26 protein-coding genes are annotated in these 25,596 nt (G+C 49.4%); 13 read left to right on the top strand and 13 right to left on the bottom strand.

Going from position 1 to position 25,596, the window contains the following annotated elements; genetic code table 11:
• Nucleotides 1–84: 84 nt before the first annotated feature.
• The 7 genes from KTH90_RS09560 to KTH90_RS09530 form a co-directional block, all read right to left on the bottom strand.
• Nucleotides 85–489, bottom strand: a complete 405-nt coding sequence (locus KTH90_RS09560) for a GGDEF domain-containing protein (RefSeq protein WP_158351151.1) — start codon at nucleotides 487–489, stop codon at nucleotides 85–87.
• A 40-nt stretch (nucleotides 490–529) separates the two neighbouring features.
• Nucleotides 530–1,423: a cache domain-containing protein gene (locus KTH90_RS09555; protein WP_238726697.1), complete on the bottom strand. Its 894-nt coding sequence runs from the start codon at nucleotides 1,421–1,423 to the stop codon at nucleotides 530–532.
• Nucleotide 1,424: 1 nt separating this feature from the next.
• Nucleotides 1,425–1,580 carry a hypothetical protein gene (locus KTH90_RS09550; protein ID WP_238726696.1) on the bottom strand — a complete coding sequence of 52 codons (156 nt, stop codon included), beginning with the start codon at nucleotides 1,578–1,580 and terminating at the stop codon, nucleotides 1,425–1,427.
• Nucleotides 1,581–1,834: 254 nt separating this feature from the next.
• Nucleotides 1,835–2,842 carry an electron transfer flavoprotein subunit alpha/FixB family protein gene (locus KTH90_RS09545; protein ID WP_158351149.1) on the bottom strand — a complete coding sequence of 336 codons (1,008 nt, stop codon included), beginning with the start codon at nucleotides 2,840–2,842 and terminating at the stop codon, nucleotides 1,835–1,837.
• Nucleotides 2,839–3,642: an electron transfer flavoprotein subunit beta/FixA family protein gene (locus KTH90_RS09540; RefSeq protein ID WP_158351148.1), complete on the bottom strand. Its 804-nt coding sequence runs from the start codon at nucleotides 3,640–3,642 to the stop codon at nucleotides 2,839–2,841. The genes KTH90_RS09545 and KTH90_RS09540 overlap by 4 nt, the downstream gene beginning before the upstream one ends.
• A gap of 152 nt (nucleotides 3,643–3,794) precedes the next feature.
• Complete coding sequence (locus KTH90_RS09535; protein ID WP_158351147.1) at nucleotides 3,795–4,073, bottom strand: 4Fe-4S dicluster domain-containing protein; 279 nt, start codon at nucleotides 4,071–4,073, stop codon at nucleotides 3,795–3,797.
• A gap of 44 nt (nucleotides 4,074–4,117) precedes the next feature.
• Nucleotides 4,118–5,377: an FAD-dependent oxidoreductase gene (locus KTH90_RS09530; protein ID WP_158351146.1), complete on the bottom strand. Its 1,260-nt coding sequence runs from the start codon at nucleotides 5,375–5,377 to the stop codon at nucleotides 4,118–4,120.
• A 380-nt stretch (nucleotides 5,378–5,757) separates the two neighbouring features.
• Here KTH90_RS09530 and fixA point away from each other — a divergent pair, with 380 nt between their 5' ends.
• The 10 genes from fixA to KTH90_RS09480 all read left to right on the top strand — a co-directional run bounded on the left by fixA (nucleotide 5,758) and on the right by KTH90_RS09480 (nucleotide 15,863).
• Nucleotides 5,758–6,528 (top strand): putative electron transfer flavoprotein FixA, encoded by a 771-nt coding sequence (fixA, locus tag KTH90_RS09525; RefSeq protein WP_158351145.1) that lies wholly within the window; start codon nucleotides 5,758–5,760, stop codon nucleotides 6,526–6,528.
• Nucleotides 6,529–6,540: 12 nt separating this feature from the next.
• On the top strand, nucleotides 6,541–7,470 hold the full coding sequence (locus KTH90_RS09520) for an electron transfer flavoprotein subunit alpha/FixB family protein (RefSeq protein ID WP_158351144.1): 930 nt from the start codon (nucleotides 6,541–6,543) through the stop codon (nucleotides 7,468–7,470).
• A gap of 79 nt (nucleotides 7,471–7,549) precedes the next feature.
• Nucleotides 7,550–8,818, top strand: a complete 1,269-nt coding sequence (locus KTH90_RS09515; RefSeq protein WP_158351143.1) for an MFS transporter — start codon at nucleotides 7,550–7,552, stop codon at nucleotides 8,816–8,818.
• Between the two features lie 63 nt (nucleotides 8,819–8,881).
• Nucleotides 8,882–10,132, top strand: a complete 1,251-nt coding sequence (locus tag KTH90_RS09510; RefSeq protein WP_158351142.1) for a CaiB/BaiF CoA transferase family protein — start codon at nucleotides 8,882–8,884, stop codon at nucleotides 10,130–10,132.
• 18 nt (nucleotides 10,133–10,150) lie between these two features.
• Nucleotides 10,151–11,305 (top strand): acyl-CoA dehydrogenase family protein, encoded by a 1,155-nt coding sequence (locus KTH90_RS09505; RefSeq protein ID WP_158351141.1) that lies wholly within the window; start codon nucleotides 10,151–10,153, stop codon nucleotides 11,303–11,305.
• A gap of 116 nt (nucleotides 11,306–11,421) precedes the next feature.
• Nucleotides 11,422–12,210: an enoyl-CoA hydratase/isomerase family protein gene (locus KTH90_RS09500; RefSeq protein ID WP_158351140.1), complete on the top strand. Its 789-nt coding sequence runs from the start codon at nucleotides 11,422–11,424 to the stop codon at nucleotides 12,208–12,210.
• A 50-nt stretch (nucleotides 12,211–12,260) separates the two neighbouring features.
• Nucleotides 12,261–13,781: an AMP-binding protein gene (locus KTH90_RS09495; protein ID WP_158351139.1), complete on the top strand. Its 1,521-nt coding sequence runs from the start codon at nucleotides 12,261–12,263 to the stop codon at nucleotides 13,779–13,781.
• Between the two features lie 53 nt (nucleotides 13,782–13,834).
• The gene (locus KTH90_RS09490) at nucleotides 13,835–14,848 is read left to right on the top strand and encodes a ketopantoate reductase family protein (RefSeq protein ID WP_158351138.1); all 1,014 of its coding nucleotides are present in this window, start codon (nucleotides 13,835–13,837) and stop codon (nucleotides 14,846–14,848) included.
• Nucleotides 14,849–14,868: 20 nt separating this feature from the next.
• Complete coding sequence (locus KTH90_RS09485; RefSeq protein WP_158351137.1) at nucleotides 14,869–15,342, top strand: MaoC/PaaZ C-terminal domain-containing protein; 474 nt, start codon at nucleotides 14,869–14,871, stop codon at nucleotides 15,340–15,342.
• Nucleotides 15,343–15,353: 11 nt separating this feature from the next.
• A complete protein-coding gene (locus tag KTH90_RS09480) occupies nucleotides 15,354–15,863 on the top strand; it encodes a MaoC family dehydratase (protein ID WP_158351136.1) in 510 nt (169 codons plus the stop codon).
• A gap of 217 nt (nucleotides 15,864–16,080) precedes the next feature.
• Here the strand turns inward: KTH90_RS09480 and KTH90_RS09475 are convergent, their stop codons facing one another.
• From KTH90_RS09475 to KTH90_RS09460, 4 genes are all read right to left on the bottom strand, one after another.
• Nucleotides 16,081–16,344 carry a Txe/YoeB family addiction module toxin gene (locus KTH90_RS09475; protein ID WP_158351135.1) on the bottom strand — a complete coding sequence of 88 codons (264 nt, stop codon included), beginning with the start codon at nucleotides 16,342–16,344 and terminating at the stop codon, nucleotides 16,081–16,083.
• Nucleotides 16,337–16,603 carry a type II toxin-antitoxin system Phd/YefM family antitoxin gene (locus KTH90_RS09470; RefSeq protein ID WP_158351134.1) on the bottom strand — a complete coding sequence of 89 codons (267 nt, stop codon included), beginning with the start codon at nucleotides 16,601–16,603 and terminating at the stop codon, nucleotides 16,337–16,339. The genes KTH90_RS09475 and KTH90_RS09470 overlap by 8 nt, the downstream gene beginning before the upstream one ends.
• A gap of 182 nt (nucleotides 16,604–16,785) precedes the next feature.
• A complete protein-coding gene (rpoN, locus tag KTH90_RS09465) occupies nucleotides 16,786–18,138 on the bottom strand; it encodes an RNA polymerase factor sigma-54 (RefSeq protein WP_158351133.1) in 1,353 nt (450 codons plus the stop codon).
• Nucleotides 18,139–18,154: 16 nt separating this feature from the next.
• Entirely contained in the window at nucleotides 18,155–20,173 is a 2,019-nt protein-coding gene (locus tag KTH90_RS09460; RefSeq protein WP_238726695.1) for a sigma-54 interaction domain-containing protein, read from the bottom strand.
• Between the two features lie 320 nt (nucleotides 20,174–20,493).
• Between KTH90_RS09460 and KTH90_RS09455 the strand changes: the two genes are divergently transcribed.
• The 3 genes from KTH90_RS09455 to KTH90_RS09445 all read left to right on the top strand — a co-directional run bounded on the left by KTH90_RS09455 (nucleotide 20,494) and on the right by KTH90_RS09445 (nucleotide 21,824).
• The gene (locus KTH90_RS09455) at nucleotides 20,494–20,844 is read left to right on the top strand and encodes an ATP-binding cassette domain-containing protein (RefSeq protein WP_330655968.1); all 351 of its coding nucleotides are present in this window, start codon (nucleotides 20,494–20,496) and stop codon (nucleotides 20,842–20,844) included.
• A gap of 298 nt (nucleotides 20,845–21,142) precedes the next feature.
• The gene (locus tag KTH90_RS09450; protein WP_158351131.1) at nucleotides 21,143–21,571 is read left to right on the top strand and encodes a hypothetical protein; all 429 of its coding nucleotides are present in this window, start codon (nucleotides 21,143–21,145) and stop codon (nucleotides 21,569–21,571) included.
• Nucleotides 21,561–21,824 (top strand): hypothetical protein, encoded by a 264-nt coding sequence (locus KTH90_RS09445; protein WP_238726694.1) that lies wholly within the window; start codon nucleotides 21,561–21,563, stop codon nucleotides 21,822–21,824. The genes KTH90_RS09450 and KTH90_RS09445 overlap by 11 nt, the downstream gene beginning before the upstream one ends.
• Nucleotides 21,825–21,852: 28 nt before the next feature.
• Here KTH90_RS09445 and KTH90_RS09440 read toward each other — a convergent pair whose 3' ends face one another.
• A complete protein-coding gene (locus KTH90_RS09440; RefSeq protein ID WP_238726693.1) occupies nucleotides 21,853–22,308 on the bottom strand; it encodes a sortase in 456 nt (151 codons plus the stop codon).
• A gap of 90 nt (nucleotides 22,309–22,398) precedes the next feature.
• Nucleotides 22,399–25,596, bottom strand: a complete 3,198-nt coding sequence (locus KTH90_RS09435; protein WP_158351129.1) for a leucine-rich repeat protein — start codon at nucleotides 25,594–25,596, stop codon at nucleotides 22,399–22,401.

Below are 25,596 nucleotides of genomic sequence, written 5' to 3'. Positions count from 1 at the left end.
CTTTCCGGTTACTGCTATATATTCTATCTATCATTTTACCACAACTGAGTCAGGGGTAAAATAATAAGCCTCTCCGGTGTGCAACTATTTATAAGCAAATCCTCCGTTATGCGTCTCTTTCGCCTTATATAATACCGCATCTGCGGCTTTGGAAAGAGCGGTATAAGTATCACCGTGCCGCGCGGCTACAGCGCCGGCAGACAGGGTGATCGTGGGCATGTTCCGCTTCAGGGCTTCTTTTTCCAATGTACTGTTAATATCCTCCATGATTCGTTTGGCCACCGAATAATCTTCGGTAGCTGATACAAATATGGCAAATTCATCGCCGTGCAGGCGAGACGCGATATCTATCGTCCGGATCCGGCCAACGATCATCTGAGCCGTCAATTTGATCACTTCGTCACCAGTATTATGACCGTAAGTGTCATTGATGTCCTTAAAATGATCGCCATCTATCATAATCAGAATACCGTGTTCATCCGGGCCCATGGAACCCAGCGTATCTGTCAGTTCTTTTTTGAAAGACCGGTTAGTTCATCATACCGGTGAGCTCATCCACGGCTGCGGCCTTTTGCGCTGCGGATAACGCGATTTCCAATCGCCTTTGTGTCTGGCCCAGTTGTACATAAGCGGCTTTCAGTTCCCGGTTTTTTTGTTCCTTGACGATACGCCCCAGAACATAGATCAATATTAATTCTATCAAGAGCAGAGGAACCAGCCAAATATTCAGGGATCCCTTAAGCACCGACACAACCGGCACAAACACCAAAAAGCTGAAATCCTCCTGGGAAAGCAGATATCCGTAGTATTTGGTACCGTTCATATAATAAGAAACCATATGATCTTCAGAATCCTTCAAACGGTCAAAGGCAGAATCAAACTTTTGCCGAAATTCATAAAAGGCGGATGCGGAAGTAAGCGCGTCTTTAAGCTTCCCAATATTCTCCGTCTGCGCCGGATCTGCCGTTTCCAGTTCGGTTTCCGCATCTGAAACCGTCTGCGCCGTTTCCTCTAGTGAAGCGGAAAAATTACCGCCCAGATAATCGGAATCCGTACTGCCGATAACAGTGCCGTTACGGTCAAATATAATGATTTGTTCGTCAGCGAAATAATCCATAGAGGAGACCAGGGTCTGTATATCCCCCATCTTGATGTCATAGGCAAATACCGTTTCTCCGTCCGGCTGGAGCTGGGAGATCGTAGTCAGGATATAGTGATTCGCATAACTCATATAGGGCGGGGTAAAAACGATATCACCGTTTCCGGCAGCCGCATCTTTATACCATGGTCGATCTGTTGCCCTGTAACCGGAATACTCGTACACCGAATAGGGGGTGTCCCAACTGTACAGATAACGATCCTGATAGTACATATACAGACCGTCGTAGGTTTCCCCTTCTATTTCCAGCAGAGTGGAAACCAATTTATGCTTTGGTATCCTGGGAATGTTCCGATAAACTATTCCGGATAAAAAGGATCTCTTTATTTCGAACTAATAATATAGCGGCTATGTCGATGACAATGACGATAACAGTAATGATTAAGGCTTTCTTACGTACTTTGGATTTCGACGGCGTCATTAGGATATCCCCCGGTTGATTTATACAAAATATTACATTCATTTTAGCACATTTATTCCCGGAAGTCTTATTTTTCTGGTTATTTATAAATCAAATGTAGAGAGTTTTTTACTGCGCCCTGGTTTTTGACCAGCCCCACGTATTCCTGTAATGGAAAACCCCCCACCCAATCCAAAGGAAAGGGCAGAGGGCTTTGGGAGTGCGGGCAGCACTCTCTATATAGGATCTAACGATAGGAGGGTGAAGTCAATTTTTTATTTTTTTAACTCCAGGATTTTTTTGGTCAGCGCCGGTACGACCTCAAAGAGATCTCCCACGATGCCGATGTCCGCAGCGTTAAAAATCGGTGCTTCCGGGTCCTTGTTGATGGCGATGATAAACTCTGAGGAATTCATTCCGGCCAGATGCTGAATGGCTCCGGAGATACCGCAGGCAATGTATAGTTTCGGAGAAATGGTTTTGCCTGTCTGGCCAACCTGCTGTACGTGAGGAATCCAGCCTGCGTCTACGGCGGCACGGGAAGCGCCTACGGCTCCGCCCAGGGCATTGGCCAGTTCTTCGATTACCTTGAAATTCTCCGGTTTTCCCAAACCTCTTCCGCCGGATACCACGATCTCAGCGTCTTCCAGCTGAAGGCCGCCGACCTGTTCTACTTTAATGAAGTCCAGCAGTTTGGTAACGATGCTTTCCTCAGGCACATGAATCTCTTCTGGATTCACATGGCCTTTTCTGCCGATCTCGGGGATTCCCTTCTTGAAAGCGCCGGGACGGATGGTTCCCATCTGGGGTCTGGTGCTGGCGCACAGGATCGTTGCCATCAGATTGCCTCCGAAGGCCGGACGTGTGTAAGCTACATTTCCCGATTCCTGATCGATGTCCAGTCCGGTACAGTCGGCAGTTAATCCGGTATGTACGCGAACGGCGGTTCTGGAACCTAAATCACGGCCATTGTGGGTGGCTCCGATTAAAATAGCGGAAGGTTTATGCTTTTGAATCAGTTCGGTTAAAGCATAAGAATAAGTCTCCGTATTGAAATGCCGGTACTGCTCCCCGGATACCACGTAGATCTCATCCGCACCGTATTCTCCGGCGGCCTGGACCGCCTTGTCCGGGTTTTCACAGATTACCACGGCGCCTACTTTTTCCTGGAGTTTATCCGCCAGCTGTTTCGCCTGTCCCAGCAGTTCCATGCCTACGTTCTTCGGTTCATCTTCAAAAGTTTCCATAAATACCCATACATTTTTATATTCCGGAAAGCTCATACCAATTCTCCTTTCAGGATTTTCTTTTCCGTCAGGAAACCGGCAAGGGCTTCCACGGCTTCATCGCAGCTTAATCCTTCTAATTTTTTACCCGATTTCTTAATCGTTGGCGTATAAGTTTTCTTAACCCGGGTAGGAGAACCTTTCAGGCCGATCTTTTCCCGGTCAATGTCGGGCATGTCATCCACATGGATTTCCGCGATGTCTATTTTATTGGCCCGCATCTTACTCTTCATGGTAGCGGTCCGGGGTTCGTTGATATCTTTTCCGACAGTGCACAGAGCGGGAAGCTTGGTGGAAATTACCATCACACCGTCATCTGTTTCCCGGTGTACGGTTACGGTATCATCCGCAACCTCTATTTTGACGGCATAAGTAAGCTGCGGGATTCCCAGATGTTCACTCATGCTGGCGCCGGTCTGCCCGGTATCCCCGTCCATGGCCTGCATCCCGCAGATGATCAGATCATAATCACCGATATGCTGGATAGAAGACGCCAGGATATAACTGGTGGCATAGGTGTCGGATCCGCCGAACGCCCGGTCTGTGATGAGAAATGCCCGGTCTGCACCCAGGGAGAGACACTCTTTTAACGCTTCTTTCGCAGCGGGCGGTCCCATGCTGATTACGGTCACAGTTCCTCCGTGCTGTTCTTTTAACTGGACTGCCGCTTCCAGCGCGTTTTTGTCATATGGATTTACGATGCTCGGTACGCCGGCACGGATCAGTGTATTTGTCTCCGGATCAATTTTAATTTCAGATGTGTCCGGGATTTGTTTCATACATACGATGATATTCATATTCTGATAAATCTCCTTTCGTTTCATTAAAGGTCCATATTTGCAGGACATATAGGTATACCCGAAGGGTGTTTCATTAAAGAGTCCATATTTGCAGGACATATAGGTATACCCGAAGGGTGTTTCATTAAAGAGTCCATATTTGCAGGACATCAGCCCATACGATACTCGATCCCTTTGGTTCCGATCGGATATTCCCAATCCTTCACAATTTTCCCTTTGCTCAACACACGGCAGGTGCCGCATTCCAGGCAGCCCAGATGGTCGAACAGCAGATGATACTCATCATCCAGCTTATACAGCCCGGCGGGGCATGCCTTGATGACTTTCTTGATTTCCTCCATATCCGTGGACTCTTTATCTACATCAATATGACTGTTAATCTCGTCCGTATGAAATTTATCCACACCCAACTTATCTTCTATAGTCATTTTCGATCCTCTCCTTCTTTCATTAAATCTGTCTACAATTGAGATTAGCCGTTGTATTTTTCCAGCCCATCGATCAGACCGGGCACGATTTTTTTGGAAATATCTTTCGTGCCGGTTCCATCCACTACAAACAAATCCGCGAACAACCGGTCTGCTATTGCCGGGCAATCCTGATAAAGGCGCCGGTCCTCTATAACCTTGTCGTATCCGTCATAGAATTTCAGGTCTTTCATTACGAAGCTGTCCTCAAGAGCCTGCTGATAGGATGCTAATGTCTCAGCTGAGAAATCCCCCTTTTCTTTGGCGGCCACAGCGGTTTGGGCGGCCAGCCGTCCGGATTCGATGGCCAGATCCATTCCCCGGATCATGAAGCCCAGGTTGATAACAAGGGAAGCGGCGTCACCGGCTAACAATACCCCGTCCTGATACAGCGTGGGAACCATGGAGTAACCGCCTTCCGGTACCAGATGAGCCGAATATTCCAGCAATTTTCCACCTTCGATAAGGGGTTTCACCGCCGGATGATTCTTCAGGCGGTCCACCAGCTGCGGTATCGTGGTTTCCTTGTCGTCGATGTCCTGTATGGTAGTCAGCACACCCAGAGATACCGTGTCCTTATTGGTATACAGGAAACCGTCCCCGATCCTTCCATCCGTACAGTCTCCCTGGAAGATCCAGGCAAGTCCCTCTCCCGGGTTTAACTGGAAGCGCTGCTCGATGGTAGCGGCATCCAGCTGAATAACTTCTTTGGCGCCTACGGCTGACTGGGAAGGAAGCAGCTCTTCTTTCATACCGATTTTTTGCGCCAGCAGGGAATTTACACCGTCCGCCAGGATGACCAGATCGGCTTCCATCTCTTCGTCACCGGCGATCACGCCGCAGACCCTTCCATCGCGGACGATCAGGTCGTCTACTCGGATTCCATATATGTACATGGCTCCTTCTTCTTCCGCTTTCTCAGCCAGCCAGCGGTCAAAGCCCGCCCTTAGTACGGAATAAGATTCACAGCCGGGTGTTCCTAATTTTGCGCTGCCATATTCCAGAGTGACGGCACTGTCTTCTGTGAGCAGGGAAAACCGTTCCTTGCTGATCCTTCGCTCCACCGGAGCTTCCTTAGCAAACTGAGGAATAATTTTTTCCAGGCTGTGGCCATATAAACGGCCGCCCGTCATATTTTTTGAACCGCTGTAATTTCCGCGTTCAATCACCAGAACCTCCAGGCCTTCCTGCGCAAGGATATAAGCTGCTGTCGAACCTGCCAGACCGCCCCCTACGATAATCACATCAAACTTATCTTCGCCCATGTGTGCACCTCTTTCTTCAAGATTTTGTTATTTTAAAGAGCAAATACAATGCCAACTGTCTGAAACCTTTCTTTTTTGGGAAGAATTCGGCCGAAGCAAAGGGTGAACAAAAAGAGGTTCACCTATAAGCGATCTGCGCGGAAAAATGCATACATGAAGAGGTTAAAAAGAACCTAATAGAGTTTCTGAATGCATTAAAATGTATTACAATGTATCATAGTGTATCAAATTGTTATTTTATGTACAAATTACCTGCTAATTAAATTTTTCACAAAGCCGCTTAAAATGGTAATTTTTTACTTGGCATCATATTTGCGTAATTATATCTCAGAATCAGAAATGGTAGAAAGGCCAAAAGCAGAAAGGAGATTTATGGATTTATGGACGTAATCACTTGCTACAAATTATCCCCTGACAATCAGGACATGCAGATTAATCCCGATTATTCGGTATCTTTTGACAGGGCGGAATGGATTATCGGAGATTTTGATCTGGTGGCCATTGAGGCAGGCGCACAGATTGCCGTTATGGCAGAAGCTTTCCACAAGGGGCTTTGTGTCGGGCCCACAGCACTTTCGAATAAGAAGGCCAGAAAGAATGCGTTGTCCAGGGGCCTGGACAGTCTGACCGTGGTGATGGATGATTCCCTGTGGAATGCCGATACGAACCTGACGGCCTCCATACTTGCCGCCGCCGTGCGAAAGGACGAGGAGTGCAGGATCGTTATATGCGGGGAAGGTTCCGCAGATTTTTATTACCGGCAGACAGGTATGCAGTTGGGAGAGATCCTCGGATGGCCGACCATCAACGGGATCAGTAAGGTATTGGAGATCCGGGATTCTTCTATTACCGCTTTGCGTACCACGGAGGACAGTATCCAGAAAATCGAAATCCCGCTTCCGGCTGTATTGAGCGTCACTGCAGATTATGCGCCGTCCCGGATACCGACGATGAAAGATATTCTCTCCGCAGGTAAGAAACCGGTGGAAGAATTTACACCTGAGGATCTGGGAAGCTTTGAGGCGAAGATTCAGATCGATAGTATCCTGGCACCCAAATCGCGGGACCGCAAGGGTATCATCATCGACGCGGCAGTGGATGAAGCAGTTGACCTATTCGTAGAACATCTGGCTAAAGAAGGCTTAGTATAGGAGGGAGCAGGTATGGCAAAAAAAGTTTGGGTGTTTTCAGATAAGCCGGCTTTCATGCAGGATATTACCGCAGGTGCGAAGGAATGCGGGGAAGTCAGTGTCATCGCAGTGGGAAGCAGGGATCTTATAACTGCTGCTGCGCAGGCTGGAGCCGACACCGTCTATTATCTGGGAGATACATCCGAAAGAATGGCGGAGAGTTATACGGACACCATCGCGAAATTGGTGGAAGACGAAAAACCCGAGGTATTGTTATTCGGAGCTACACTTACCGGACGGGCGATCGCGGGGCGGCTGGCGGCCCGCTTTGAAACAAGTGTACTGGCGGATGCGAAAGAACTGGATCTTACCAGTGAAGTTACGAACGGTGTGAGCATGGTATATGGCGGCGGGGCGAACTTAAAACAAAGCGTAAAAGGGGATCTAACCCTGGTTATCCTGGGCTTCGGCGTACTGGAGAAGCCGGAAGAAATGAAGGCGGGTGCTGGAAATGTTGTGGAAGTTCCCTATGTAGAGCCGGCCTGGAGCATTACACTCAGCGACGAGCAGAAGCGGGAGTCCGCAAGCGTGAATCTGGCCGCGGCTAAGAAGATCGTCAGTATCGGACTGGGAATCGCTAACAAAGAAGACATTTCCATGGTAAAAGAACTGGCGGACGCTCTGGATGCCGAACTTGGATGCAGCCGTCCCATCGCAGAGGGGCTGGAATGGCTGCCCAAAGAGTGTTACATAGGTATTTCCGGTGTCTTCGTCAAATCGGATCTGTATCTGGCAGTTGGTGTCTCGGGACAGGTACAGCATATGGTAGGGCTCAAGGATGCCAAAATTCTGGCAGCGATCAACAAAGATGCCAACGCACCCATTATGCGTCAGTGCGATTACGGTATCGTAGGAGATCTGTATGAGATAGTACCTGCACTGGCTAAAAAGTTAAGCAAGTAAGCAGTTGAAACAGGGCCGGCGGAGTGTGAAGGAAGATCATTATAAAATAGGATCGATAAAATTATGAGGAGGTATTGGTATGGCGCAGCAAAAGAAACGGATTCACTATGCATGGTTTGTGTTAATAGCAATTATTGTCATGATGGGGTTTTTACGCGGTGGAATTAACAGCGGTATGGGATTGTTCTTATCACCGATCAGCAAGGATCTGGGATTTGGAATCGGTTCGCTGTCCATTATGTACAGTGTATCTGCACTGGTAGGGGCAATCTGGAATCCAATCGCAGGAAAACTGCTTCAGAAATACAGCATCCGCAGGATCACGGGTATTTCCGTATGCGTGCACGCTCTGTGTTTCGCGGCCATGGGTCTGATGCATCAGCTGTGGGGCTGGTACAGCTTCGTAGGACTGATGGCTCTGGGCGCCGCATTTACTACCCAGTTGGTAGGACCTGTATTGATCAACAAATGGTTTAAAGAAAAAAATGGTACCGCAATGGGTATTATGATGGCGGCTGTGGGCCTCTTCGGCGCGATTCTGCAGCCGACTACTGCAGCGATTATCACCAAATTCGGCTGGTCTGCAGGTTACATAGGCCTTGGACTTGTGTCATTTGTAATTGTACTCCCGGTGGTTCTTCTGCTGATTCGGGATAATCCGGAAGATAAAGGGTTAAAACCTTACGGAGCGGAAGAAGCGGAAACGAAACAGGCTGCTCAGAGCGCTCAGGCGGTGGATCCCAGCATGATTCCGGGTATCACATCCGCAAGAGCCTTAAAGACTCCTGCATTCTACTGCGTTTTTCTGTTTATGTTCTTTATCTGCGGCATCGCCTCCTTTGCATCCCACGTGCCCACGCTGGCTGTGGACGCCGGATTTACCACCCAGGTAGGCGGCAACGGCATGAGCTTCTGGATGATAGGGACTTTTGTAGGATCTTTGCTGTTTGGTATGCTGGCTGATAAACTGGGGGCACGAAAGTCCGCTCTGCTTGCTATGTGCTTCGGATTCGTCGCTGTCCTGATCCTGATCTTCTTCCGTCAGCATATGGCCGGATATTACGGAGCGCTGGTATTCTACGGATTCCTGGCTTCTACGATGGGAACATTAGGGCCGTTGATTGTCTCCTCGATTTTCGGGTATAAAGACTTCGGTACGATCTTTGGCTTTATGATTACGGCTATTAACGTGGCCAGTATGGTGCTGGTACCTGTTTATGGTTTTGTGTATGATGCAACTAAGACTTATCAGTATGTGCTGTACCTGATCCTGGGATTCCTGGTTGCCTGTGTACTGTGTCTGCTGATTGCATTTAAGAATGGTGAAAAACTGAAACCAGAATTTTAGAACCGATCAATTAGGGCAAAGTCCCTTTGATAGAAAAAACAAATTCTAAGGAGGTAAAAAAGAATGTTGGATCTGCTAAAAGGAATGAAGGTTATCGAAATTGCTGGATTTATGGCTGCACCTACAGCCGGACGTATCTTAGGTGAATGGGGAGCAAATGTAATCAAAGTGGAACCGCCTCAGGGAGACTCAACCCGCGGCGTAGGTATCTCCCGCCACATCCTGAATGGAGATCAGGCCGGATTTGACTGCTTCAATGCCTGCAAGACATATGTTGCGCTGGATACCCGTAAACCGGAAGGAATGGAAATTCTCAAGAAGATGCTGAAAGACGCGGATGTTTTTATCTCTCATCTGAAAATAAAAGATGCCATCAAACTGGGGCTGGATTATGAGACCTTAAAAGAAGACCATCCGAAGCTGATCTGCGCATCTACCAGCGGATATGGTCTGGCCGGTGCCTGGGCGACACGCGGCGGATTCGATGGGGTTTCCTATGCGGCGCGCTGCGGATATGTAAAAGACTGCCCGGTTGAGGGTGATACTCCGATGGTTCCGTATTTTGGCTTTGGCGATATTCCGACTGGTACCTATCTTGCGATGGCGATTCTGGCCGCTTATGTCCGTCAGCAGCGCACAGGGCAGGGAGAGAAGATCAATGTAGCCCTGATGCATGCAGGAATGTGGAGTGCCAACGTACCGGTAGTTTCTTCCATATATGGGGATCAGTATCCGACCGACCCGAACACCGTACATCCTTTGGCGAAACCGTATCTGTGTAAAGACGGAAAATGGATCGGCCTTATGGGGCTGGATTGGCAGAGGACATGGCCGGTATTTGTAAAAGCTGTTGGACTCCCCGAGGAATACATAACCACATGGGTAGCTTATGAGGACGCGCTGGCACATGCGCAGGAGATCACTCCGATTCTAAAGGAGATGTTCCTGAAAGAAGACCGACAGTATTGGGTTGACAAATTGATCAATACTCCGATGCCTTTCGATATCTGCCAGGATTTCAAAGATCTGCAGGGAGATCAGCAGGCATGGGATGCCGGCTTCTTCCAGGGGATCGATTATCCCAGCGGCATGCATGTCGGTATCGTAAAAGCACCGGCGATCTTCAAGGAAGCGGGTACGGCAGAATTCCAGTCCTCAGGGCCGGTAGGAGAGAGCACCCGTGATGTATTAAAGGAGCTGGGCTACAGTGACGCCGATGTTGACCGCATGCGTGAAGAAAAACTGATTCTCGAGGGAGACCAGTGGGATCCGCAGATTTATAACATGGAAAGATATATGAAAATGAAAAAATAATAAGGGGGAAATGATATCATGGTAGATTTTACGTTGACAGATGAGCAGGAGCTCCTGATGGAAGGCATAAAAGAATGCCTGGAAAGAGAACTTCCCGACGGCGGTGAGAGCTGCTACAAGACAGGAGAATTCCCCTGGAAAGCATGGCAGGCTCTGGCAGATAACGGCTTTGTAGGCCTTGGACTTCCGGAAGAAGTAGGCGGGACGCCCTGTGATATGCTGACTCTTGCGATGGCGAACCTGACCATTTCCCGTTACGGCGGTCCGGTGGCTTGCTTCTATTCCATGGGAATTCCGACGATGTATGACCTTTGCGAATTTGGAACTCAGGAACAGATCGATAAATATGTAAAAGATTATGTGCAGGGCGGGCCTCCGCTGGCATTGGGCATTTCCGAACCAGGAACCGGTTCGGATGTGGCAGGCATGCAGACCAGCTATGTATGGGATGGCGATACCGCCGTGATTAACGGTGGAAAGCACTACACCACCTGCGGTGCTGAGGCGAAAGCGATCATCGTGATGGCGCGGGATCCCCAGGTGGAGAATCTGCATCAGGCTGGTACGATGTTCATCGTGGACGTGGATACTCCCGGAGTCCGTATCAACAAACTGCCGAAGATGGGGCATATGGATCAGCCTACCAGTATCTGTGAAGTGTTCTTAAGTGATGTCCGTGTTCCCAGAAGTACGATCCTGGGCGTGGAGCACAATGGCTTTATGCAGACCATGGCCAATTTCGCGAGAGAGCGTATCGCCAACGTATCCGGCGTGATCGCTACGGCTATTAATGCATTTGAAGATGCAGCCGCCTACGCCAACCAGCGTGTTCAGTTCGGACAGCAGATCGGCCGGTTCCAGCTGATTCAGGAGAAGATCGTGAACATGGCGATCAAGATTGATAATATGATGAATATGCTCTATAAGCTGGCCTGGAAGATAGACACGAATCAGAACATCCGTATTGATACCGGACTTGCCAAACTGTATTGTTCGAGAACTGTTTGTGAGGTGCTGGATGACGCGATCCAGGTATTGGCCGGTATCGGAATCGTCGGAGAACACCGTGTGGCCCGCTACTATATCGATACCCGCGCCTGCCGTATCGCCGGCGGAACGGATGAAGTTATGATTTTTAACACCGCGCCGCAGATTCTGAAGCGTTACAGATAATTATGCTGTAAGGTGAAATATTGCCCGGGATCATGCAGGAGACTTTTGGGCAATCCGGAGTGTCCTGCATACCGGATGAATACCGGATTATTTGAAGATAAGAAAGGGATTGAATTATGAGTGAGAACAATGCAGTATTGACCAGAGTGGAAGATAATGTGCTGATCATTTCCCTGAACCGTCCCGAAATCATGAATGCGTTAGACAGTGATCTGGTAGAAGGATTCATCGCCGCCCTGAAAAGGGCGGGCGATGATCCGGAGATCGGAGCGGTGGTACTGACGGCTGAGGGCAGGGGCTTTTGCGCAGGCGGTTATATGAAACCTGTGGAGATAGAAATCACGCCGGCCCTGGTGCGGGATGGAATCGTCGGCTATGCCCGGGATATCATCTTACCGATGTATCAGCTGGAAAAACCGATTATCGGAGCGATCAATGGCGCGGCTGCCGGAGGCGGCTGCAACCTGGCGCTGGCCTGTGATATCATTTTTGCTTCAGAGAAAGCCAGTTTTATCCAATCCTTTGTGAACGTGGGGCTGATTCCTGATTTCGCCGGCCTTTATTTCCTGCCGCATATCATCGGCGCGCAGAAGGCGAAGGATATGATGTTCACCGGGCGAAAAGTAAGAGCTGCGGAAGCGCAGCAGATGGGATTGATCTTCAAGGCTCTGCCGCCGGAAGAGTATCTGGATGCCGCCATCGCTTATGCAAAACAGCTGGCTCAGGGCCCGCGATATGCGATCGGATTGACAAAACGGCTGGTAAATGCCAGTATTGATTATGATTTATTTAAAGTACTGGAAGTCGAGAACCTGGCGCAGCCGGTGTTATCGTTTATGCCTGATCATGAGGAAGGCAAGGCTGCGTTTAACGAGAAAAGGCCGCCCAGATTTAATCAGCATTAACCAAATCAGGGTTAAAGGCATCAGGTACATCCTTACGAGGGGCGGGAATTATGGTGACAAATAACAAATTAAATCCTCCTGTACTTTTACCAATACAAATCAGAAACCTGGCGCGGAAACGGGAAGATCAGACCGCTGTAGTAGAAATTTCAGCAGACGGGAGCGAGCGGGTATTCTCGTGGCGTCAGATGTATGAAGCCATGGAAAGAGTCGCGGCTGAAATGGATAAAGGCGGTATAAAAAAGGGGTCGCAGGTTATGATCGGCCTTCCCAATACGTTTGAACATATCGTTTCCAGTTTGGCGGCCTGGCATCTGGGAGCCTGTTGTATTCCCATATCCAGGAGCCTTAAGGAATTCGAACGGGACAGAGTATTGGGGTTGGTAACACCCAAGCTGATTGTGGCGGATTGGATTTTGCCCGAGGGACATCCATGGCAGCTCACCAACGATGATATTCGGAGATTGTGTGACAGTGACGTTCCGGTAGAGGATGACCGTGTTCCATTTGTAACCGCCTCGCCTGGCCGGGCTATGGCAACCGGCGGGACTACCGGAAAACCAAAACTCGTGGTACAGAATGTTACGATGGCATACAATGAATCGGGTCTGGAAGGATGGACCGCCATGTCTGGGCAGGGAGCGAACCTGCGGCAGCTGGTACCGGGATCCATTTATCATACGCTGTATAATTCTTCTTTGTACATTGGTTTATTTATGGGTCATACCATTTACTTGATGACGAAGTTTAACCAGGATCTTGCGCTGGAACTGATCGGTAAATATCGGATTCAATGCGGCGGGTTTGTGCCGACGATGCTGGATCGTATGATGATGGCTCCGAATTTTAAGACCGTGGATCTTAGCAGCCTGATCGCCATATTCCATGCAGGCGGCGCATGTGCCCCCATTATAAAAAGAACCTGGATTGAACGGATCGGGGCAGAAAAAATCTATGAATTCTACGCAATGACGGAAATGATCGGGAGCACAACTATAAGAGGAGACGAATGGCTGCTGCACGAGGGGAGTGTTGGAAAGCCGGTTGGCTGCTCCATACGTATCTGTTCCGATAGCGGGGATGAGATGCCCGCGGGTGAAGTGGGAGAGATTTTCAGTAAACCGGACATGGGGCTGGTGACATACTACATAGGCCGGGCGGCGATCCGGTCCGGTCTGGACGGCTATTACAGCGTGGGTGATCTGGGATATCTGGATGGGGATGGATATCTCTATATCGTGGACCGGCGCAGTGATATGATCGTAACCGGCGGGAAAAACGTGTACTGTGAAGAGGTAGAGAGCGTGATGCGGGGATTCCCCAAGATCCGGGATATTGTAGTGATCGGACTCCCGGATGAAAAATGGGGCCGGAAAGTACACGCGCTGATGGAGGTGGAGGGTAATCCGGAGGAGTTCCCCTTTGAGGAACTGTCCGAGTATTGCCATGCCAGGTTCAGCAGCCACAAGATTCCGAAATCCTACGAAATAGTACCAAAGATTCCGAGGGATGAAATGGGTAAGATAAAGCGTTGGAAACTGGCGGAAGAACGAAAAGGGGAGACAGAATAAAACATTATCTTACTCGGTAAGCTAAAAAAACGTGAAAGGAAGATAACATTCATATGCGTACAGCAATATTAGGGGCCGGTTCTCTTGGAACCGTATTGGGTGCATTTATCGCGAAGGCAGGAAAGCAGGTAGATCTTGTCAGCAGAAATGCCGCCCACTTAAATGCCATGAAGGAAAGAGGTGCTGTGATCAAAGGGACGGTAGACCTTGTAGTTCCGGTCAGCACCGTGTTAACTCCCGAGATGGAGGGCAGATATGATCTGGTATTCTATATGGCAAAACAGACGGCCAATGAAGTAGCACTAAAACAACTGCTTCCGCATCTGTCCGACGACGGTGTCGTCGTAACCATGCAGAACGGCCTGCCTGAACTGGAGGTTGAGGAATATATCGGAAAAGGCCGTGTGGTGGGCTGCCCTGTGGGCTGGGCCGCCGTGATGACAGAGCCTGGTGTATCGACCCTCACATCGAAACTGGATCAGATGTCTTTTGATATCGGCTGGCCGGACGGTCATGTGGATAAAAGACTGGAGGAGATCAAAGAGATCTTAGAGTGCCTGTGTACGACGAATATCATCACCGATCTTATGGAAGTGCGCTGGGCGAAACTGTTGACGAATGCTACATTCAGCGGAATGTCAGCGGCTCTGGGGGCAACCTTTGGGGAGACGGTGTCCACAGAGGAAAATCTGTATGTAACGCAGCACGTGGCTAACGAGTGTATTAAGGTGTGCCACGCCAGCGGTTATAAGATCGGCAAGATTCAGGGAAGCTCCATGGAAGACATGTACGGCTTCCAAGATGAAGCGGATCGGGAACGGGTGCGCCCCATGTATGAGGCGATGAAACCGGTGCCCATAGTGGCAAGCATGCTGACCGATTTAAGAAACGGCAAAAAGACGGAAATCAACGCCATCAACGGCGTGGTTTGTAAATATGGACGTCAGAGCAACGTAGAGACTCCGTTCAACGACAAAGTCGTAGAGATCGTAACCGGCTGTGAGGAAGGGAAATACAAACCCTGCGCAGAAAATATAAAACTTTTTGGCGATCTGATCAAATTATAGGAAAGAAAGGCGATATAGCTATGGCGAATAAAGTGTTATATTTTGAAGATATAGAAGTAGGTTATAAGTTCGAATCACCCGGCGGACGCACCTTTACCAACGCGGAAGTGGTAAACTTCGCGCAGTTTACTGGAGATTATAACCTGGTTCATCTGGATCATGAATTCGCGAAGACTTCTCTGTATAAAGAAAACCTGGTACACGGCGCCTGTGTTCTGGCTGTGGTGGGCGGTATGTTCCGCCGGACCCAGTTCTGTGCCGACACAGATACCACTATGCTGGAAATGACAGGAATGAAACATGTCAAATACATGAATCCCGTCAAATTCAACGATACCATCCATCTGGAAGTGGAGGTCTTAGAAAAGATCGATGACGCAGAGGACACGGGAACCATAGTATTAGGTTTCAACGGGGTCAACCAGCGCGGAGAGATTGCCCTAGATAATGTCCGCGAGTATAAATTTGCGAAACGAAATTATAAGGCAGAATAGGAGGAGCTGTTATGAACGAATTTGAAGAAATGTTTAAGGATACCTGGTTCTTTGAGGATGTACCGCTTGGCTACTCGACCGCTTCCCCCTATGGCAGAACTGTCCGAGAGGCAGATATCCTCAACTACGCCGGAATCTCCGGTGAATACGCGCCCATCTACATCGATGATGAGTATGCCAAAAAGTCCAGATACGGCGGTGTAATCGCTCAGGACATGATGTTATTTACCTTCACCACATCCATCGACACCAACAACGAGCTGACAGCAAAAATGAACCGAGCGATTCTGGTTTCCAAAGGGACCAAAAACTGGAAAATTTACGGAAAAGCCCATGTAGGAGACACGATCTACACGAAGTCAGAAATCGTAGACAAAATTGATAACAAGCCGACCCGCGGAGTCATCGTCACCCAGATGTCGATCCTGAACCAAAAGGGAGAGGTCCTCCAGACCGGAGAATACCATCTGATCGTAGCCAAGAAATGCTATTTCGAAGAACAATTTGCACATAAAGCGTAACTTTTAGCGATATTATTGTTTATATGGTTCAAAATAGGGGCTGTCGGGAAATGGATAAGTCATAAGTCATTTGGTATACAAATTCTATCCCGTCAGCCCCGGCTATCTACATTTCATATGTTCGGGTATTTTTCCGCCGTCCTGTTTACCAGTTCGGACGATGGGATATCCGGTCTGTTCTTTATTCCTATCCGTTCAGAGCAGTTAAACAGAACAACTATTTATCAGCATAATGATATCTGCAAGCTAATATATAGACATTATTTTCATCTATCTTATATATCAACCTATCTTTATCATTAATTCGTCTGCTCCAATATCCCGCCAGATCCCTGCTTAACTGCTCCGGTTTTCCAATTCCTTCATTTCCATTTCTGCAAATATCTTCTATCAGTTGATTTACTTTTTTTAAAGTTTTCCTGTCCTCTGTCTGCCAATACACATAGTCTTTCCAGCCGTTAACCGTAAATACTTTATTCATCCATATCTACCCCGGTCAAATTATGCGTAGAGATTTTTCCGCTTTCCAACTGCGCTTTGGATTCCATCAGCCAATCATAATTTGATTTATTCCCCATAACATAGACGTTTTCCATCAGATTATTATAAGATTCCTCTGAGAGCATTACCACATTTTTGTTGTCTTTTCTGGTCACAATCATGGTTTCATAATCATCTGTCACTTTATCCATATATGATTTCATATTATCCCGTAAATTTGTATAGTTTACTGCTAACATATCATCTCCTCCAATCCGTACAGCTTTCTGTACATCAATTATAACGTACGACATTCTGTACGTCAAGTATATCTTTTTTATTGCTATGAGCACTTAATGCCCGAATTTTGGGCATTTACGTGCGATGCATGAAAAATAGTCAGCGATATTATATGTAAATTCACTTTTTTATAACCCATTCACTATGAAATCTCAATCAGTTTTCTGTCGAAACTCTTCGGTAATCCAAGTTCTTCCCGGTATTTTGCAACCGTACGCCGGGAGATATGGATATCACGTTCGGCCAGCCGGGCGGCCAGCGCCTGGTCGCTTAATGGCTGCGCCTTGTCTTCGGCTGTGATCAGACCGCTGATATGCTGCTTGACCTGCTCGGCAGTCAGACCCTCGCTGGGGCTGCTCCCTGTCACGGCGGAAGTAAACAGATCCCGCATCAAAATGGTTCCGCCGGGATACTGCAGGTACTTTCCGCTGATTCCACGGCTTACGGTGGAGATGTGGATATTGAGAGCGCTGGAGATATCCTCCAGCATCATGGGACGCAGGAGGTCTTTTCCCAGAAAAAATTCCTGCTGATAGCCGGCGATGGTTTCTGTGATCCGCAGCATGGTTTTGCGCCGCTGTTCCAGACTGTTCAGCAGAAACCTGGCTCTGTGCAGACAGTTGCGGAAATAGGCATAGATATCATCATCCTCGGCGTTCCGCATCATTTTATAATAGTAGTCATTGATGTGGTAGGCACCCATCCAGCTGTCATTCATCTGAATCTCCCACTGACCCTCGCTGAAAGTCAGGATGATATCTGGAACGATATAGGTGGTGCCGGATGTATTGAAACCCTGGAGCGGCCTTGGATTTAATTTTTGGATGACATATATATATTTCCTTACCTGTACAGTGGACAGGCCTAATGACCTGGATATATAACTGATTCTGCCGGAAGCGACATCTTCCAGGTGGCTGGTTATGATCGAGCATAATTTTTCATCCCGGATGCCCTGAGTTTCCAGCTGACAAAGCAGACACTGGGACAGATTTTCGGAAAAGATTCCACAGGGCTCCAGCTGCCTTAAGTCCGCAAGACAGATGCTGACATCCGCCTCGCTGGCTCCGGTTTTCTGTGCGGCTTCCCGGACCGGAACCTGATAAAAACCCTGGCTGTCCAGACAATCAATCAGATAATCAATCACATAGAGCTGGCGGGCGGTATATTTTTTCAGGCTTAACTGGCTCTTCAGGTAATGACGGAGTTCGTATTGATTGTCCGAGACGAGTTCTTTCTGATGATCTTCGCCGGCAGCGGCAGTCTCGCCGTAAGCAGAGTATACGTTTTTATCATACCAGCTCTTATAATCCTCCATCCGTATGGGAATGTCGGTATCACTGGGAGTATATTCCAGGATGGCATTCTCCATATACTCATTCTGCATATAATCGTTTAGGGAGATGTTATCCATAGCCAAAAGCTCCAGCGACTGGATCTGCGTCTGGGACAGGGTCTGCCTTTGATCTAATTTTATTTCATATTGCAGGTTCATACATTGCCCGCCTCCTTTAATTCCAGTTGGATATCTTCTTCATCTTGCGATATAGGGTGGCTCTGGATATTCCTAATTCTTGAGCAACCTGGGTTCGGTTTCCTTTATATTGTTTCATCAGTTCGACGATACGCTGACATTCGTATTCCTCATAACTGTTATAGTGCTGACTGGAAAACGCCTGCTCCGGCATGTCCGGCTGCATTGGTAAGGGGAATTGCTGAGACGTCTGTGAAAAAGCCTGTTCTCTTAGCAGTTCCGCGGGAAGACATTCCAATGTGATAATATCCTGAACCGACAGATTTACACACCGCTCCATGACATTTCGAAGCTCCCGGATATTCCCGGGCCATGAGTACTTCATAAGACATTCCATGGCTCTGGGTTCCAGTTCCCGCACGGATTTGTGGGCACTTTCATTAAAGTGACGGATGAAGTGATCCACGAGCAGCGGGATATCGTCAATATGATTCCGAAGCGGGATCAGATCCAGACGCATTACATTGAGACGGTAGTACAAATCCAGGCGGAATTTATTTTCTTCAATATATTTCATCAGATCTCGGTTGGTGGCAGCGATAATGCGCACATCGACACTTCTGGGCTGTGAACCGCCCAGGCGGCTTACTGTGCGTTCTTCGATTACCCGGAGCAGCACAGACTGCATATCCAGTGGCATCTCCGCGATTTCGTCCAAAAACAGCGTGCCCTGGTTGGCCTGCTCGAATTTTCCCATAGAACCGCCCTTGCGTGCTCCGGTGAACGCCCCTTCCTCATAGCCGAATAGTTCACTGCTGATCAGCTCTTTCGGGAGGGCTGCACAGTTGATGGAGACGAAAGGACCGTGGCTTCGGTCACTGGCATTATGGATAGACTGGGCGAACAGTTCTTTTCCGGTACCGCTCTCTCCGCAGATCAGTACATTACTGTTACCCGAGGCGATGCGGGCGGCCATTCGCTTACTGATCTCAAAATCCCGGTTTTTTCCGATCAAGCTGTCGAAAGTGTAGTAAGCGCCCTTGTTTACAAGGCGGTTAACATAACGCTGCACGTGCCTGGAGTCCGTAAGGACTATAATATAACCTGCCAGTTTCTGATCTTTGGTCATCGGCATGGCGTCTACGTAAAATTCGTTTTTGCCGGCGGACAGACTGTTGAATACGATCGAACAGGACTTGACTTTTTCCTGGCGGTACAAACGTTTCATGATATCCCCGAGTTCGGGATACAATTGTTCCGGTCTCTTACCGCAGACCATATCCTGACAAATATCGAAGGCTTCGCAGAACAGAATATTAACATCCATGATGATGCCGGCCTGATCCAGTAGGATATAACAGGAATGATTGGCTTTGGCATTAAACTCAGACATCAGATCTTTTAATTTATGGGAAGGGTCTGTATAAAAATCCAGTGACCCCAGATAGCGGATCACGGAAAAATGCAAATCATCGGCCAGCTTCACAGGCATTATGTACAAATTGATAAACGCATCCTGGGCAAAGATTTTACTCTGCGGGAAAGTACGAAAATAAGGGAAAGCAATGGTCACATAATCGGACAGAACATCGGTATAGTGTTCCTCACCGATCACGATGCAGGATTTTTTGCCCTGTACAGCAAGGGCGGCCGCGTTGGTACCCACCAGATTTTCCGACATATTGGTAGAAAATCTTAAGTTTTTACTTTTCAATTCATCCAAAAGCTTGCGGTTTCCTCCCTTGGAAAATACAGAGAGATTTCGATTCAGATAAAAGACAGCGATGCCGATTTTGGAAAGCAGGTCGAACTTCATCTGGTAAATATATTCTGATTGCTTGCGGATGTAGCGGGAACTTTCCAGAATATCGTTGGGCGTATGGGTATCAGTGGCCTCCCGGATCAGTACTTTCTGTGAGGCGTCCACATTGGACTGCCGGCAGCGCACCCATGACTGATAGATATTGTCGGAAACGACTCCCTTTTCTAAGAGTTCACCTTTCAGGAAAGAATGTTTATATTTCCGGATGGTGTTTTCATCGTATGTAAATTCCATGGCAGATTCCCCTTGACTAATAGATAGGGCCTTTTGGCCGGGTTTTTAGCGCATTTTTATTATAGCATGAGTGATTTTGGAAATCCAGTAGAATGGGGGTTTTGAATCCTTAGGCAGATTGTATTCTATTATATTAAATGTTAGTTAAGTTTTTTAGTATCCTGTTGACACAGCGGTGTAAATCCCCTATGATATTGCAAAATGGTTTTGCGACGTTTTCAGAATTCAATCCGAACTTAAGAATAAGGCATAATCTGCATTTTTTGTATGATGTGGGTGGTGCTTTTTGTTTTTCTCTAGATCAGAAAAGGAGTGTATGTATGGAGCTGAAACTGATAGGAATCAGAAAATCCTATGGAAGCAAAGAAGTATTGAAGGACTGTTCCTTTACTTTTGAAAAAGGAAAGATCTACGGGCTGCTGGGCCGGAACGGCGCGGGTGTGCTTCCGGAATTTTTGACCGGCTACGAATTCATTAAATTTTATATGGATATTCACGAGGGGGAGATCCCGCAGGGGAAAACGGTGGATGAATACTTTGATATGGTTAAGATAGAGCATGAGGACCGGCATCGCCTGATCAAAGGGTACTCCCACGGTATGAAAAACAAAGATCAAGATCCAGCTATAAGCCATATTTCTGGAGATCACCTTTCCGGTCCGGTTAAATAGGAACAGCTGCGCAGCCTCTCCTATCATGCGCAATGACACCAGAAGCAGCCAGAGGCCAAATCCCTGCCCTATCGTTCCTCCCGCCAAACGGGAAAAGACCAGAATCCACGGCAGATAATACAGAAAAAAAGGAATGTATTTGAAACTGTGTCATTTGTTTTAACGCATTAATCATGGCCATCCTCATCTTTCAATAACTCGATAATCTGCTTCTCAAAGTCCGCGCTTCCAAGCATCTGGCGGCCGATCTGCTGCAGCCGGCCGTCACTGATCACTACGATTTCATCGCACAGATCGGTTGCGAGATATTACGATCGGGTACGGCGGATATGAACGGAAATTTCATCGGTCCATTGATATCAACTACCTGTTCTCCAACCTGGTGAAAGCGTCTTCCGGAACCACGGCGACTTTCAAAGAAGTAGAGATAAAGGCTAGAGATATCGCTATCTCAGAAGCGAACAAAAAGAGATTCCAATACCTTAAGGGTTATACTTACCTGAACGCCCTGTTCTTTGCGCGTCATAAACGCCAGCTCATCAAGCCCGTCTGCTACCGGTTGGCGATGACGGCGGTGCTGTTCGGCGGGGCGGTGGTTCTCTGGCTTACGAACCGGGATGTGGCGGTCAGACTCAGTGAAAATATGACTTCAATGCTTCCTTCTTTTATCTTTATTATGTACTTTATGACTGTGGCCGATAAGGTCCAGCCGGGCCATGTTCTATAACTGTGACAAGGAACTGCTCCATTATGCCTGGTACCGCACCGGAGAGGGCCCTGCGCTTCTGCTCCAGCTCCGCTTTCCGGCTGGTCTCGTCCTGCGCAAGTATCTCCTGGGTGAAATCCTCCCGGAATACCCGCACATAGGTCAGCGTGCGCTGGACGCATTCCAGCACCCGCCGGTAAAGTACCTGTTCCCGGATAAAGTGGATATTGCAGGAGCCGGCACCAGCTTTCTTGCTCTGCGGTACTGGGCGTAGTTCATGACGGGCAGAGCCGCTACAACCTTCAAGCTGTAGTGGCTTTTGCTCGTTTATCGCGCGCTGTTTCCGGGTTTACTGCTCTCACCAGCAGGCGGCTTTCTCCGCCTGCTGTGCAGGTAATCAGCGTCAAACCGTATTCTCCTTCGTATTTCTCCAGTGCCTCCGCCTGATCGGACGCGACGGTTTCCATATCGTACACCTCGTAGTCCGTGAAATCGCCGTATTTATCCATGAGCCGGACAATGCTACCTATTTCCAATTCGTCCAGCCTTCCGAAATGGGAATCATCCCGGTAATTGTGCCCCACAATGACGATGTTCCCCGGGAAGTCCGGCGAGGACGGCCCCGCATAGGCGTTGCCTCCGGCTGTGGGCTGGGTCCCTGTGCCTGCGGCGCTTTGCTCTGTGAGACGGAGGACGGTACGGCAGGCGTCAACTCTGGCTCCGCCGCACCCGCGCGCAGAGCGGAAAATCCCGCCCATGCCGCAAGGCCCGCCAGTATCAGGAAGGCGCCCAGCCACACCGGGCTTTTCAGGCGTGAGGCGCGCCTTGTCCTTTCCTTCTTCCCGCGCCTATCCATGCCGCTTTTTATAGCCGAACTTTCTGTAGGCCAGCAGGCCGCCGCAGCCCAGGAGAGCCGCCAGCATCAGCAGCAGGTAGAACAGCGGGTTTGCCGTATCGCCGGTCTGCGGGATCGTATCGGTGTTGATGGTGATATGCACCGTATATGGTACGCCGTCCACGGTATAGGTCGCCGTGGCCTTGCCCGCTTTGAGGGCCTTAAAGGTGTAGGTGCCGCCGTCCTGGGTCATTTGCAGGTAATCCTTATCATAGCTCCAAGTGCCGCCAGCCGGGGCGGGCATCCAGCTTATGCTCTGGCCCACCAGCAGGGTATAGGCATCCGGCAGGCCGGTGATGATTGTCTTGCCGGGTACTTCTGCCACCGCGAAGGGTGACAAGCCGCTGAACGTGCCTTTTGCTATGTCGTTTTCCACGGTGAGCGTCCGGTTCTCCAGCACCTTGTCCTTGCAGTGCAGGAAAAGGACGGTCTGCCCGTTGTACTTGGCGTCCACCGGGATTTCCACGGTGAGATCGCCGGTGTATTTGCCGGAGAACAGGCCAATATCAAAGAGTGCGATCAGCTCGCCCTTGTCCTCGCGGGCGCGAATGTCGTCGCAGACCTCGCAGGAGCCTTTCACATGTAGCCGCCGGTCTTTTACCACAAGGGCCGCGTCGCTGGTGAAATAGCCGCTCACCTTGATACCGGTGTCCGCGTCGCGCAGGGTGCGGTATTCATAGGTTGGCCCGGTTGGAGCTATGGTTTCCGTTTCCATCACGTATTTGCAGACCGTACATTCCTTATGCCTGCTTCCGGCTTCGCTTTCCGTGGCTTCCATGTCGGTAATCCAACCGACTGCGATATGCGCCGCCTTGTCGATGATGCTGTCACCGGCAGTACATTCCTTCCAGTGGTTATCTTTATCGTATTGCCAATCGCCGTAAGTGTGAGTGTGAACGGGCGGAGCATCCTTGAAATTGGCCGTCACCGTCACGGCATTGCCGGGCATGGTGAAGCTGGTGCTGGGGTTGTTCGCGTTGGCAAAACTTCCGCCGTCAGACGATACCCATTTCTCAAACACCTTGCCCTGCGGCGCGGCATTCGCCGTGATCTGCGCCTGCTCGCTCTCCGAATAAATGACACCGCCCGTGGTATCCGTGCCGTTTTCCACCGTCAGCCGATAGGCGGGCGCGAGCGTCCAGTCTGAGAGCCGGAGGGTGTTGTCCTTCCAATCCTCCGTATAAGAGGTTGCTCCGGCCGGGAAGCGGATCGTGCCGCCTGCAGGCAGGCTCCTAAAGGCACTTGTGTTAATAGTTGTTGGAATGGTATCGCCCGTAAAGGTCAGCTCCGTCAGGTTTGCGCAATTCGTAAACGCATAGTTCCCAATGGTGGTCAGTTCGTTTGGCAGCACAATCCGTACGAGATTGGTACAGTAACCAAATGAATAAGTACCAATATTTTTCACTTTGTTTGGTATTTTTAGATCGATAAGGCTGGTGCAGCCATTAAACGCATAGTCTCCAATGGTGGTAACTTCTTTTGGAAGTTCGGTCAGTGCAAGGCTTTTACACATAGCAAACGCATGTTTCCCGATCGTGTTCACTTTGTGCGGCAACGCGGTCAGCGCAAGATCGGTACAACCGTTAAAGGCACTGTCTCCAATGTTTTCCAAGCTGTCCGGCAAGATGAGGGCAGTCAGTTTTGTAATGTTGCCATAGGTCTGGCCTGTGGTATTGCTCAAGGCCTTTAGGCCTGTTATCCCCGACAGATCAAGGCGATATAGGTTGCTCCAGTCGCTGTTGATGTGATACAGCTCCCGCAGGTGCCGCCAATTCCACTGTGTAATCTCAGTAACGCTGCCGATGATTTGGATGGTATCGATCTTTGTCTTATCCGCGCCGAGTGCTGCGAGCGCCGTATCGATAGCGTCTTTCATCTCGTTGTCAGTAAAACTCGTACCGCCGCTGCCATTGTTGCTAAAATCCACGCGCAAGGTAGTAATAGCGGGCGCGGCCTGTTCCTCCAGCGTCCAGCCGGACAGCCCGGCGCTGTTTTTCCATGCCTCGGTGTAGTTTGCGCTAGCCCCGGCAGGATAATAGATGGCGCCGGTATCTGCAGCATCCTTGAAAGCGTTCTTTTCAATCTTCGGTGGGCTGCCGCCCAAAAAGGTGATGGTTCCAAGGCTTTGGCAGGAATCAAACGCGCTCTCCCCAATGTAAGTCACGCTGGCTGGGAATGTGATTTCTGTCAAATGGGAAGAAGAAAACGCGGATTTACCAATACTTTGCAGCTGATAGGGCAAGGAAATGGTCGCCAGCCCGCTTTCAGCAAACGCAAACTCATCTATACTCATAACACTGCCCGGCAGTATCGCACTCGTTAGGTCAGAGCAATACCGGAACGCTTCGGGCCCAATGGCAATCGCATTGACTTGGAATCCCACTGATTTGACGACTTTATAACGTTGTGTCTCCTCCGCATGAATGCGTGTATCCGTTCGCCAGCCTGTAGTTCCCGCGGCGTTGATCGCGTAAAGCTCGCCAGTATCCGGGTAAAATCTATAGCCGTCTCCGGCGATGACATTCGTCGATGCGGAACCGCCCAGCGCCATTGCCAGGGCGCATTTCCCATCGTGGCCCGCGGGCAGGGTGCAGCCCTCGGTCAAGACGCAGGTTTTCGGGGTGCTCTCCGCGCTGCCGTCGCATTTTTCACAGGTATGGGCGCAAGGCGCGCCTTCCACCGCTTTACTGTAGCCGCAGTTCTCGTCGTGCTGGCCCGCCTCGATGTGTTTGCAGGGCGTTCCCGGCACAGCCGTGGCATAGGCGCAGTCCGACGCGTGGATGATCTGGCCGCCCTCGCCAGTTTCGGTGCAGCCCATATTGCAGGGAACCTCTGGTATTCCCGCCGAATAGCCGCAGTTCTCGTTGTGCTGGCCTGCTTCGATGTGCTTGCAGGGCGCGCCTTCCACAGCTTTCGCATACCCGCACTCCGTGGTGTGGCTTTGATGATTGGGGCAGGGCGTTTCCGCCGCGTAGGTCATGCCGGTCAGCGGAAGTGTGCTAACCAGCATACACAGGCACAGCCCCAAAGACAGTAGCCTGCTTTGTCTTTTCCTTTTATTCATGGTGTTTTCCTCCTTTTCTTTTGGGCTGGCAGCCCATGCCGTGTTGTTGTTGATAAGGTTGTTGCGGTTTTGCTCTGTGGATTCCAT

Origin of the sequence: Diplocloster modestus (assembly GCF_019042245.1) — a bacterium.
In the GTDB taxonomy this organism is placed as follows: domain Bacteria; phylum Bacillota; class Clostridia; order Lachnospirales; family Lachnospiraceae; genus Diplocloster; species Diplocloster modestus.
The sequence above is the reverse complement of the archived record's forward strand: the minus strand, read 5'-3'. Positions and strand labels throughout refer to the sequence as shown.